General features: G+C 62.5%; 10 protein-coding genes. 5 read left to right on the top strand and 5 right to left on the bottom strand.

Annotated features, from left to right (window positions below):
* Positions 1 to 6: 6 nt before the first annotated feature.
* On the bottom strand, positions 7 to 375 hold the full coding sequence (nirD, locus tag ACFX4T_RS08695; protein ID WP_216926916.1) for a nitrite reductase small subunit NirD: 369 nt from the start codon (positions 373 to 375) through the stop codon (positions 7 to 9).
* Positions 376 to 657: 282 nt separating this feature from the next.
* Here nirD and nirB point away from each other — a divergent pair, with 282 nt between their 5' ends.
* Genes nirB through ACFX4T_RS08680 form a run of 3 tightly spaced genes read left to right on the top strand, consistent with a single transcriptional unit; the run spans position 658 to position 5,529 of the window.
* A complete protein-coding gene (gene nirB, locus ACFX4T_RS08690; RefSeq protein WP_216926915.1) occupies positions 658 to 3,318 on the top strand; it encodes a nitrite reductase large subunit NirB in 2,661 nt (886 codons plus the stop codon).
* Between the two features lie 8 nt (positions 3,319 to 3,326).
* Complete coding sequence (gene cobA, locus ACFX4T_RS08685) at positions 3,327 to 4,361, top strand: uroporphyrinogen-III C-methyltransferase (protein WP_223948436.1); 1,035 nt, start codon at positions 3,327 to 3,329, stop codon at positions 4,359 to 4,361.
* A 10-nt stretch (positions 4,362 to 4,371) separates the two neighbouring features.
* Complete coding sequence (locus ACFX4T_RS08680) at positions 4,372 to 5,529, top strand: uroporphyrinogen-III synthase (protein ID WP_216926913.1); 1,158 nt, start codon at positions 4,372 to 4,374, stop codon at positions 5,527 to 5,529.
* Between the two features lie 18 nt (positions 5,530 to 5,547).
* Here the strand turns inward: ACFX4T_RS08680 and otnC are convergent, their stop codons facing one another.
* From otnC to ACFX4T_RS08660, 4 genes are all read right to left on the bottom strand, one after another.
* A complete protein-coding gene (gene otnC, locus ACFX4T_RS08675) occupies positions 5,548 to 6,177 on the bottom strand; it encodes a 3-oxo-tetronate 4-phosphate decarboxylase (protein ID WP_216926912.1) in 630 nt (209 codons plus the stop codon).
* Complete coding sequence (otnK, locus tag ACFX4T_RS08670) at positions 6,174 to 7,490, bottom strand: 3-oxo-tetronate kinase (RefSeq protein ID WP_377651475.1); 1,317 nt, start codon at positions 7,488 to 7,490, stop codon at positions 6,174 to 6,176. The genes otnC and otnK overlap by 4 nt, the downstream gene beginning before the upstream one ends.
* A 31-nt stretch (positions 7,491 to 7,521) precedes the next feature.
* Positions 7,522 to 8,199, bottom strand: a complete 678-nt coding sequence (locus ACFX4T_RS08665) for an aspartate/glutamate racemase family protein (protein ID WP_377651474.1) — start codon at positions 8,197 to 8,199, stop codon at positions 7,522 to 7,524.
* A gap of 102 nt (positions 8,200 to 8,301) precedes the next feature.
* Entirely contained in the window at positions 8,302 to 9,204 is a 903-nt protein-coding gene (locus ACFX4T_RS08660) for a LysR family transcriptional regulator (RefSeq protein ID WP_377651473.1), read from the bottom strand.
* 156 nt (positions 9,205 to 9,360) lie between these two features.
* Here ACFX4T_RS08660 and solA point away from each other — a divergent pair, with 156 nt between their 5' ends.
* A complete protein-coding gene (gene solA, locus ACFX4T_RS08655; protein ID WP_377651472.1) occupies positions 9,361 to 10,545 on the top strand; it encodes an N-methyl-L-tryptophan oxidase in 1,185 nt (394 codons plus the stop codon).
* Between the two features lie 62 nt (positions 10,546 to 10,607).
* Positions 10,608 to 11,282 carry a haloacid dehalogenase type II gene (locus ACFX4T_RS08650; RefSeq protein WP_216926907.1) on the top strand — a complete coding sequence of 225 codons (675 nt, stop codon included), beginning with the start codon at positions 10,608 to 10,610 and terminating at the stop codon, positions 11,280 to 11,282.
* Positions 11,283 to 11,295: the final 13 nt, after the last annotated feature.

The following is an 11,295-nucleotide window of genomic DNA, read 5'->3' as shown; positions in this document are numbered from 1 at the left end:
GGGTTCCTAGAGTTCAACCTCGAGGTAGCCATCCACAAGGCGGGTGGCGAACGTTGCGAGCTTGAGGGCCGGGTCGGTGAAGCACTCACCGGTTTCGAGGTCATAGACCTCTTTGTGCAGCGGCGACGCAATGGTCGGCCGGCTGCCGCGGGATCCGATAATGCCGCGGGCCATGACGTTGGCCAGGGTGGCCGGGTCCTGCTGTGCGACGGCGAAGACTTCGCCGGGTGCGATGCGGAACAACGCTACCTGGCGGCCCTGGATGAGTGCCGCTTCGCCCCAGGCCACTTCGAGTTCGTCCACCGGGCACACACGGTGCCATTCGCCAACGGCGGTAGTAGTCAGTTCGTCGGCACGGTCCAGAATTACGGTCATTTCAGCCCCTCTCACTGTGTCCGGGCGCTGGCATTTTCCACCTTCACTCCCCCGGACCGGGCCACACTTGCGGCCACTCTTCAAAGCTAGGACGCGGGTGTTTCATCGGGGGTGCGCATTTGTGTCGGGTGCGTAAAAGAGACCTCACACCTGGCGAAATGCGTTCGTGATGCAGAAGTTAAGATCACGAAACAAAGGGGAAACTGAAGCGAAACTGCCCGTCCCTAGGCTGGAGGCACAAGTTGCGGAGATCCGTCTGCAACATCTGCGAAAGGCCCACCAGTGACCGGACACACTTCAAGTACAGAGAACCCGCGCCGCATCGTTGTCGTCGGAGGCGGCCCTGCGGCCCACCGTTTCGCCGACGCAATGTACAACCGCGGTCTTGAAGGCTGGCAGGTTACGGTGCTGACCGAAGAGGCGCACCTCCCCTACGACCGCGTTGCCTTGAGCAAGGCCCTGACGGAAACCGACGTAGACCTCACCCTGGGCGACGCTGCCATGTGGGAGCACGAGGCCCTGACGCTGAAGACCGGCGAACGCGCAGTCAAGATTGACTCCGTTGCCAAGAGTGTCCTCACGGCCGCAGGCAACAAGTACGAATACGACCACCTGGTGGTTGCCTCGGGTTCGGATGCAGCCCGGCTCCCCATCCCTGGTTCCGAGCACACTCACGTTTACCGGACGCTCGAGGACGTTTGGGCCATCAACAAAGCCATTGCAGAGCTTCGTGGGAAGCTGGGCCGCAAGGTTAACGCGGTCACCATAGGTGGTGGCTTGCTGGGCCTTGAGTCCGCTGCAGGCACTGAGCAGCTGGGCGCCACACCGATCGTCATCAACGGTGCGCCGTGGCTCATGAATACGCAGCTGGATGAGGGCGCCGGCCAGGCACTTGGCCGCCTGATCGAAGCGAAGGGCTTCGAGGTCCACGGCGGTGTCTTCCCGTCCGAAGTACTGACGGACGACGACGGCCAGGTCACCGGAGTCCTGATGGCAGACGGCCGCACTATCGATGCGGACCTCGTGATCGTGGCTATCGGTGTGAAGCCGCGCGATGACCTCTTCCGCGCAGCTGAGGGCGAAGAACAGCTGTTCAGCCTGGGCCAGCGCGGCGGCGTGGTGATCAACGATTTCTGTGCCACTGAGGTGGACGGAATCTGGGCCATCGGTGAAGTGGCCAACTTCGAGGGCATGTGCCTGGGCCTCGTTGCCCCGGCGAACACCATGGCCGAAATCGTGGCGGACCGCCTGCATGGCGGGGAGGCGACGTTCCCGGGATTCGATACGGCCACCAAGCTGAAGTTGTCCGGCGTGGATGTGGCGAGCTTCGGTGACGCCTTCGCACGGACCGAGCACTCCCTCGAAATTGTTTACGCAGACCCCGCCCGTGGCGTTTACCAGAAGATCGTCACCACTGACGATGCCAAGACCCTCCTGGGCGGCATCTTCGTCGGTGACGCTTCCCCTTACATGAGCCTGCGCCCGCTGCTGGGACGCGAACTGCCCGCCGAACCCGGCGCATTCCTGAGCGCTGCCGGTGGCGGCGAGGCACCGGAAACCGAGCTGCCGGACGATGCGATCCTGTGCTCCTGCAACAACGTGTCCGCCGGAACCATTCGGGACACCGTCAACGGTTGCGGTGCCTGCGAGGGCAACGCTCCGGTCCAGGAACTCGGCGAGCTCAAGGGCTGCACCCGTGCCGGCACCCAGTGTGGTTCCTGTGTCCCCATGCTGAAGAAGCTCCTCGAAGGCGAACTGAAGAAGTCCGGCATCGAGGTTTCCAAGGCCCTATGCGAACACATCAGCCTGTCCCGCCAGGAGTTGTTCGACGCCATCCGCGTCCTGGAACTGACCTCCTTCGAGGAGATCATGGCCAAGTACGGCACGGGTGCAGGTTGCGATATCTGCAAACCGACCATCGCCTCCATCCTGGCCAGCCAGCACTCTGCCTACGTCCTGGATGCCGGCCGTGGTTCCCTGCAGGACACCAACGACCGCGCCTTGGCGAACATGCAAAAGGACGGCACCTACTCGGTGGTTCCGCGCATTGCCGGTGGTGAAATCACTCCCAAGGGTCTCGGTGTCATCGCAGCGGTCGCCGAAAAGTACAACCTGTACACCAAGATCACCGGTGGCCAGCGCATCGATATGTTCGGCGCCCGCCTGGAGCAGCTGCCGGACATCTGGAAGGAACTGGTCGATGCCGGCTTCGAGTCCGGCCAGGCCTACGGCAAGAGCTTGCGCACGGTGAAGTCCTGCGTTGGGTCCACCTGGTGCCGCTTCGGCGTCCAGGATTCCGTAGCCATGGCCATCGCCCTGGAACTGCGCTACCGGGGCCTCCGCAGCCCGCACAAGCTGAAGATGGGCGTTTCCGGTTGCGCCCGAGAGTGTGCGGAGGCCCGCGGCAAGGACGTGGGCGTCATTGCCACGGCTGATGGCTGGAACCTGTACGTGGGCGGCAACGGTGGTGCCACCCCGGCACACGCCCAGTTGCTTGCCAAGGACCTGGACGACGAAACACTGCTGAAGTACATCGACCGCTACCTCATGTACTACATCCGCACCGCCGACCGCCTGCAGCGCACCGCGCGTTGGCAGGAAGAGCTCGACGGCGGCATCAAGCACGTCGAGGAAGTAGTGGTACACGACTCCCTGGGCATCGCCGAAGAGCTTGAAGCTGCCATGGCCAAGCACATCGACACCTACGAGGACGAGTGGGCTGAGACGTTGAAGGACCCGGAGCGCCTCCGTCGTTTCCGTTCCTTCGTCAACGCCCCCAACCAGAAGGACGAGTCCATCTCCTTCGTTCCGGAGCGCGGCCAGATCCGTCCCGCGACGAACGAAGAAAAGGGCGGCGTGCTCATCGCCTCCACTATCCCGGTCCGCCGCGAAACCGTCGGCGCAGAACCTGTCGGCGCAGAACCTGTCGGCGCAGAGAACTAGGGGAAGCCATGCAGCTCACCATTGACCTCACAGGCCGCGACGTCCTTGTCACGGGATCCGAAAAAGCCGCCCGCCAAGCCGTTCGCCGCTACGAGGCTGCCGGGGCCAACGTGTTCCGCCTCACCACCCCTGTCGGCGCACCCGGCGACGGACCGCTACCCGAGCGTCCGTTCCTGGTGGCAGTGGTGGACGACGGCGACACAGGTTGGGAGCCGTTGGTGGAACGCTGCGGCGGCGCCGGGATTCCGGTTGCCTTCGAGCCGGCACCAGGCACCGAGGGTCAGGTGACCCTGGTGGGCGGTGGTCCGGGCGCCCTGGATCTCCTCACGGTTGGTGCGGTGGACGCCCTGCGCGATGCCGACGTCGTGTTTTACGATCGTCTGGCCCCGTACCAGGAGCTGGCTGACCTGACGTCCGGCGAGTTGGTGGACGTTGGAAAGCAGCCTGGGCACCACAAAGTGACGCAGCGTGACATCGAAAAACTCATGGTGGAAGCTGCACTGCTTGGCAAGAACGTGGTCCGGCTCAAGGGCGGCGACCCGTACGTGTTCGGCCGCGGCGGCGAAGAAGTGGCCGCCTGTGTTGCCGCTGGCGTTCCCGTCCGCGTGATCTCCGGCGTCACGAGCGCTATCTCCGTTCCGGCTGCAGCTGGGATTCCGGTAACGCACCGCGAGGTCAGCCACATGTTCACCGTGGTTTCCGGACATGCCCCACTGACAGAAAAGGAACACACCCACCTGGCAGGACTCGGCGGCACGATCGTGGTCCTCATGGGCATCGGAACCCTCCCGCAGCTTGCCGCCGGCCTGCGCCGGGCCGGCATGGAGGCCGACATGCCGATGGCCGTGGTGGAGCGCGGCTACCGCCCGGGCCAACGCACCACCATCGCCGATCTAGGTACGATCGAAACGGCAGCCACCGGTTGCAGCAACCCGGCCGTGCTGGTCATAGGCGAGGTGGTCCGGGTGGCTGAAGCCAACCGTAATCATGCCGAAGCATCCGCTGAACTGAGCCGACTCGCGGCTTCGCTCCTTGAAGCCTGAAAGTAAATCAATGACTGTTGCACGTGCCCTTGAAATCCAAGACGTCACAACCGCCACGGACGTTTCAGAAGCTACCGAAGCGCCGCTGGACGGCTTCCGCATCGGCGTCACCTCGCACCGGCGTTCCAGGGACCTCATCGAGGCTCTGGAACGGCGCGGCGCGAGCGTGCTCCATGCCCCGGCCTTGAAGATCGCACCCGTGCAGGAGGACATGGTCCTCATCGAGGACACCCGCACCATCATTGCCGCCAAACCGGATATCTGCATCGCCACCACTGCCTACGGCATGCGCCGCTGGTGCGAGGCAGCGGACTCCTTCGGCATCGGCGAGCAACTCCTGGAAACACTCTCGGCCTGCCGCATGTTCGTTCGGGGACCCAAAGCCCGCGGTGCCGTCCGCGCGGCCGGTCTCGCCGACGTCGGAATCAGCAGTGACGAAACCACAGCGACCCTTGTGGACATGCTCCTCACTGAAGGCGTCCGGGGCAAGACGGTGGCCGTGCAGCTGCACGGCTACACCGATGTTCGCCAGCTGGAGCGCCTCCGGATGTCCGGCGCCACGGTCCTGACGGTGACGCCATACCGCTGGGTCAAGCCCGATGGCGAGGACAAACTGCCGCGCCTCATCGAAGCCGTATGTAATGGCAACCTTGACGTCCTGACCTTCACCAGCGCCCCCGCAGTGGACGCAATGTGGAGCACGGCACACGAGATGGGTCTGTACCGGCAGCTTATTGAAGCGCTCAAAGGGCCCGTCACGGTTGCCGCCGTTGGGCCCGTCACCGCACAGCCACTGGTCGACGCCGGGCTGACGCCACTCATTCCCGACCGTTACCGCATGGGCGCACTGATCCGCCTGGTGACGGAGCACCTGTCCCTGAACCATGTGCGCCGGCTGGAAACCAAGAGCGCCACCATCGAACTCCGCGGGCGTTGCTTGCGGATCAACGGCGAAGTGATTGATCTTGCCCCGGCCCCGCTCCTGCTGCTCCGGGCCCTGCTCGGCGCCGGCGGTGCGGTGCTGTCCCGTGAAGCGCTCTCGGATCTCCTGGACCTCCGCGGTTCCGTGCACGCCCTGGACATGACTGTCAGCCGGCTGCGTTCCTCGCTTCCGGACGGCAGGCTCATAGAAACCGTCGTGAAGCGCGGGTACCGGCTCCGCGCTTAGGTTCGTTAGGTTCCTTAGCTACGCGCGGGGTGCGGAAAGTTCAGCCACCTGGGCAGGTTGCAGGGGACGTGTCGCGTGGCCTTGAAGGAGAAAGAACAGTCGGGCTGTTTCTTCTACTTCTTCAACAGCGTCCACTGCTTGTGGCAGAGAAGGCGCAGAAACGATCGGTCCGTGGTTGGCCAGCAGCAGGGCATGGCTCGATTCCGCAGCTTTTTGGGCCGTCCCGCCCAAGCCTTGGTCGCCCGGTGCGAAATATGGCAACCGGACCAGCCGTCCAACCCTCATGGCAAAGTAGGCCGTCAAAGGTGGCAGAACGTCGTCGTCATTCAGCTCTGCCAGGCACGATAGGGCGGTGGCGTAAGTGGAATGCAGATGGACTGCGGCATGGTCCTGCGGTCTTGCCCGGTACATGGCCAGGTGCAGGAAGGCCTCTTTGGAGGGACGGGCCCCGGACAGGTGTTCTCCGGTGCCGGAGACCATTGCCAGATCTTCTGTCCTGAGTTCACCCAGGGAGGCGTTGGTGGGAGTGACCAGCATTCCGCCGTCCACTCTGAGGCTAAGGTTTCCCGATGTTCCCCTGGTCAGCCCTCTTTGATGCAGGGACCTGGCCAGCCGGACGAGCTCCTGGCGACTATCCATCGCAGTCATCCCATCCCCGTCATCGGCCGTGGTCCCATGCGGCCGTGGTCCCATGCGTGAAGGAAGAGCCGCGGGTCTCCGAGGTTTCCGGATTTGAGCAGGATGGACAACTCGGTGTCGGTTTCGGTTTTCAGCCATGGCACACCAGGTGTGACCTCCTTGCCGACTCGGGCTGTGGTGATGCCAAGCCTGCGGACCACAGCCCCGGAGGTTTCTCCGCCGGCGACGATGAGCTGCCGGCAACCTAAGCCGACGAGTCCTTCGGCAATCGCGGAAAGGCTGCCTTCGGTTATTTCGGCGGCCCGGTCCTTGCCAAGATGCGTTTGGGCTTTCAAGACTTCCTCTGGAGAAGCAGAGGAATGGATCAGGATGGGGCCGCCCGGAAGATTTTCCTTGGCGAACATCAGCGCTTCGGCCACTACGTCCCGTCCTTCTGCGATGGCGACAGGATCCACCAGGAAGCAGGGGTACACCTCGCGGAACGCCCGGATTTGGGCATTCGTCATCTCGGAGCAACTGCCGGCGACCACTGCAGCAGGGCCACTTGGACGGGCAGCATGCGCCGGGTCCGGTTGTCCGCGGAACCTGCGGGTGGCGGCCAGCCCTCCCACCAGTCCTGATCCGCCGGTGACGAGCGGGTGATCCAGGAGTGCAGCCCCGAGGACTGCGAGGTGACGGTCGTTGAGTGTGTCCACCACCGCGTACCCGGCGCCTTGGCTGCCCAGGGTATCGAGTTCCGACCTAACCGCGGATACTCCTGCTTCTATTGCGCCATAGCCGATGTGACCCACAGGGTTGCTGCTTTGGGCCTGGAGAAGCCGTGGCACGTTCGAATCGGTCATCGGGGTCAGCGGGTGGTGACGCATGGACGATTCCTGCAGGAGGTCCGTGCCGGCGAACAGCACGCCGTTGTACACGGTGCGGCGCAATGCGGGAGTTCCTGGAGCAACCACCGTGATCTGGCCGGCCGGGACGAACTCTTCGCGCAAGGCATCTGCCACTGGGCCGATGTTGCCTTCCGGAGTTGAGTCGAACGTGGAGCAGTACTTGAAGTAGAGCTGCTGCACGCCGCGGGATTTCAGGGCACGTGCCGCGGCCAAAGACTGTTCTACTGCCTCGGCAGCCGGCACACTGCGGGTCTTCAGCGAAATGACGATGCAGTCAACATCGTGCAGCTGCATCGACGCGTCGGGGATACCGAACGTCTGCACCACGCGCATTCCGGCGCTGACAAGGGTGCCGGCCACGTCCGAGGCACCTGTGTAGTCGTCGGCGATGACGCCCAACCAAGTGACATTGGCCTTCGTTGGTGTGTCTGGCATGGTCTGTATCTTTCTCGGTTGACGACGCTGGTTACGAGTCTTGGGAAGGAAAAAGAGTGCTGAGCTGGCTCATTCCAGAATCTGGCGAAGCCAGCACGAGGGGTCCTTCAGGCTGTCCTTGGGTGTGCTCAATGACGCGGGCCATCGACGCCTGGGCGAGAACGATCACATCGCACTCTGCTGCCAGTTCAATGAAAGCGGCAAGCACCAAGCTGTCATGCATCGAACGGTCACCTGCGCGCAGAGCCTGGAAAGCGCCGTCGACTATTCTGGCCGTGATTTCGGGCTTTTTGTTCCGCCGCTGGGCTGAGTCCCGGACAAGCCGGGTGGTTGGGCCGAGGGTTGCAGACAGGGTCGCGAGCACGCCGATCCTGGCGCCCGATTCGACGGCGAGCCCGGCCATGGGAGTGTCGATGCGCAGGACGGGGATGGAGACAAAGTCCTCTGCGGCGGTTGCGGCTTCGCCGATGGAGGAGCAACTCACCAACAATGCCTGGGCGCCTGATTCCTCGGCGTAGCGGGCATAGTCCACCAAACGGCGCCGAACGTGTTCTGGAGTTGTTCCCCTGGCAATGGTGTCCTGGAGCAAGGACTCATCCACATAGTGCAGGACACGAATGCCAGGGACTACCTCGGAGGCCAGGGCTTCCATGTCCTTAACCAAGCCAGGGACTGTGTGCAGCATTGCAAGGACCGGGGGGTTAGTCATGCAAATCAGCGTATGGCACAAGAAGCTGCTGATTAACGGCGCACCAGACAACGCATTGTTTCCAAGAACGAAAGAAGTGTGGATAGACCCGTCAGCGGGAAGCTAGGACCCCAACCTGGCCGCGAGCCCCTGCCGCAGGTGTTCGATGGCGGCGGTGATCCGGCGTGGTGTTTTGGCAGTGGACGGGTAGAGGGCAAAAATATCGGCGTTGGGTGTCGGGACGTCCGGCAGGACCTGCTGGAGTACTCCCTGACGGATCAGCGAGTTGACGTGCCACGTAGAGCGCATGATCAAGCCAAGGCCCTGGATGCACCAGTCGGTCACTACGTCTCCGTCGTCGCTGATCATGTTGCCTCTGACGTCGACGTATTCTTGCCCCTTCCCGCCAAAGCGCCATAGCGAATAGTCGGCGTTGTTTTCCCGCAGGACGATGCAGTTGTGCCGTTCCAGGTCCCTGATGGTCTGCAGCGGCGGGGCACCTTCCATGTAGCTCGGCGCCGCGCACACAATCCTCCGGTTCGGCGCGAGGAGTTTTCCCTTGAGCCTGGAGTCCGACAATCCGCCGACGCGGACAGCAATGTCGAAATTCGTGCCAGCTATGTTCAGAGGCAGCGGCGAGATCTCCAGGTCTATCTGAATCAGGGGGTGCTGCCGGACGAACTCCCCCAACAGCGGCGCAATGTGCTTGCGTCCGATGCCCAGGCTCGAGTGCACACGGAGTCGTCCCTTGAGCTCACCGTGCTGTACGGACAACGCGTCCTCGAGATCTGTTTTCTGCTGCAGGATAGCCACAGCACCTGTCGCATAGCGTTGCCCCTCTTCGGTGAGGGTCAGGCGGCGGGTGCTGCGCCGTACCAGCGCTACCCCTAGCCGTGACTCGAGCGCTGCAAGCCGTTTGCTGACGGCAGACACCGATTTTCCCCAGTTCCTGGCCGCTTCAGTGAGGCTCTGGGAACGGGAAATCTGTTCAAAAAACTCCAAATCATCGATCGATGTAAGGTCCATCTCCTGCTTCTTTCGTTTTTGGAAACAATGCATTGTCTCACGGCCCCTTAATCACCTTCTTTTTGTGTCGTACGCTCGAGTGACTGGAAGCCACAGCCGAGGTAGCTCCAGCGAAAACGGGACAACGGCGCGCAATAAGGGAAAGCAAGGTAAAGCATGACTGCACTCGAAACAGACGTCGTCGTCGTCGGAGTCGGCTCTGTAGGAAGCATGGCAAGTTGGCAGCTCGCCTCCCGCGGCCAGCGGGTCATCGGAATTGACAGGTTTTCAATCCCGGGGCCCTTCTCCGCCTATGCCGGCGAATCCCGTATCTTCCGCAAGGTTTACGCAGAAGGCGGGCACTACACCCCTCTCCTGCAGAGGTCACAAGACCTCTGGCGTGAACTGGAGAAAGTCACCGGTACCGAGCTACTCAGCACCACCGGCGCTGTCACGATCTACGACGACCACAACCCCCGGCTGGCATCCCTCCTTGCGGCAGGCAAAGACAACGGCCTTGACTACGAGCTCCTCCGGGGCGACGAAGCAAGGGCAAAGTATCCCGAGCACGTAATCAGGGACACGGACGTCACGATCCTTGATCCGGAGGGCGGGTACCTGAAGTCGGAGAAGGCCGTTACGGCCGCCCTGGCAGAGGCCGCCCGCCTTGGCGCACGGTTCCTCGGTAACCGGAAAGCTCAGAGCGTTGAGAAGCATGGTGACCGATACCTTGTCCGGACCGACCAGGAAGAAATCATTGCCTCCCGGGTGATCATCTCCCAAGGCAACGGTGCGGGAGCACTCTGCAAGGAACTCGGCGTCCACCTTTCCGTTCTGCCGCAAATCCTTACCTGGTTTCCCGCTGCGGACCCAGCAACATTCTGCAGGGAAGATATGCCGGTCTTCCTCAGGAGGGCCGAGGAAGACGGGAGGCCGGACAAGGCCCAGTTCTACGGATTCCCCAGTGCTGACGGTTGGACAGTGAAAGTGGTGGCGAGCATATTCCTGGATGAGGTTGAGTCCATGGAGAAGCCTCCCACTTGGGACCCCCAGCATTTGAACACCATCCGGGCATGGGTCCGGGAATTCATTCCTGGCCTGGTTCCGGAGCCCCTGCGGGTTGCCGTGTGCGCGGATGGTCACTTACCTGACGCGACGGGGCTGCTGGGGATGGTTCCCGGAATGGAAGGCGTGGTGGCGGCTGCCGGCTTCTCCGGCCACGGCTTCAAGATGGCCTCCGCACTGGGAGCCGTTGCCGCGGACCTCGTGTTGGACGGAACAACGGACACGGACGTCAGTTTCATGAACCCCGCAAGGTTCCTCGGACCCGACGCACGGCTCTCCTCATTGGCTCTGAGTTGAGCTAAGCATCGACAGCCATCTCTACCCCCAAAAAATACAAGATCCTTAAGAACGGACGAATCATGGCAGACACGAACTTCCGGCCGAAGTACATCTCCTACGATGTCTACGGCACCCTTATCAACTTCAACATCTATCCCACCACCCAGCGCTTGCTCGCCGACCGGATCCCCGAAGAACAGTGGCTTGCCTTCAAGAAGGTATTCCGCGCGTACCGGTTCGACGAGGTCAACGGCGACTACAAGCCTTACGTTGAGATCCTTCAGAGTGCCTTCGACCGCGCGTGCAAGCGGTTTGGCATTGGACCGACCCCTGGTGCCGGCGCAGAACTTGCTGAAGCGGTACGCAGCTCGGTCGCCCACGAGGATGTGCCGGCCGCGCTGAAGCTCCAAGGCGACAACTACAAGCTGGTGGCTCTGTCCAACGCCGACGACAGTTTCCTGGACATCAGCATTCCCAAGCTCGGAGCAGAGTGGCACGCGGTGTTTACTGCTGAGCAGGCCCAGGCCTACAAGCCGCGTCTTCAAGCGTTCGAGTACATGCTCGATACCTTGAACGCCAAGCCGGAGGACTTCCTGCACGTCTCCTCGCACCCCCTGTATGACCACATCCCCATGTACAACCTGGGTTTCCGTGACCTTGTCATGCTGGACCGGGGTGCTGAACCCTTCGCCGACGGGTACAACATCGCCACCGTGAAGTCCCTGGACGAGCTCAACAAGAAGCTCGGCCTCTAGACCTTCGCAGATA

Source organism: Paenarthrobacter sp. YIM B13468 (assembly GCF_042788025.1).
Taxonomy (GTDB): Bacteria; Actinomycetota; Actinomycetes; order Actinomycetales; family Micrococcaceae; genus Arthrobacter; species Arthrobacter aromaticivorans.
The sequence above is the reverse complement of the archived record's forward strand: the minus strand, read 5'-3'. Positions and strand labels throughout refer to the sequence as shown.

Excerpts from the sequence above, each read along its gene's own strand:
- nirD (WP_216926916.1), bottom strand. The coding sequence starts at position 375 with ATGACCGTAATTCTGGACCGTGCCGACGAACTGACTACTACCGCCGTT.
- cobA (WP_223948436.1), top strand. The coding sequence starts at position 3,327 with ATGCAGCTCACCATTGACCTCACAGGCCGCGACGTCCTTGTCACGGGA.
- ACFX4T_RS08680 (WP_216926913.1), top strand. The coding sequence starts at position 4,372 with ATGACTGTTGCACGTGCCCTTGAAATCCAAGACGTCACAACCGCCACG.
- otnC (WP_216926912.1), bottom strand. The coding sequence starts at position 6,177 with ATGACTGCGATGGATAGTCGCCAGGAGCTCGTCCGGCTGGCCAGGTCC.
- otnK (WP_377651475.1), bottom strand. The coding sequence starts at position 7,490 with ATGCCAGACACACCAACGAAGGCCAATGTCACTTGGTTGGGCGTCATC.
- ACFX4T_RS08665 (WP_377651474.1), bottom strand. The coding sequence starts at position 8,199 with ATGACTAACCCCCCGGTCCTTGCAATGCTGCACACAGTCCCTGGCTTG.
- ACFX4T_RS08660 (WP_377651473.1), bottom strand. The coding sequence starts at position 9,204 with ATGGACCTTACATCGATCGATGATTTGGAGTTTTTTGAACAGATTTCC.
- solA (WP_377651472.1), top strand. The coding sequence starts at position 9,361 with ATGACTGCACTCGAAACAGACGTCGTCGTCGTCGGAGTCGGCTCTGTA.
- ACFX4T_RS08650 (WP_216926907.1), top strand. The coding sequence starts at position 10,608 with ATGGCAGACACGAACTTCCGGCCGAAGTACATCTCCTACGATGTCTAC.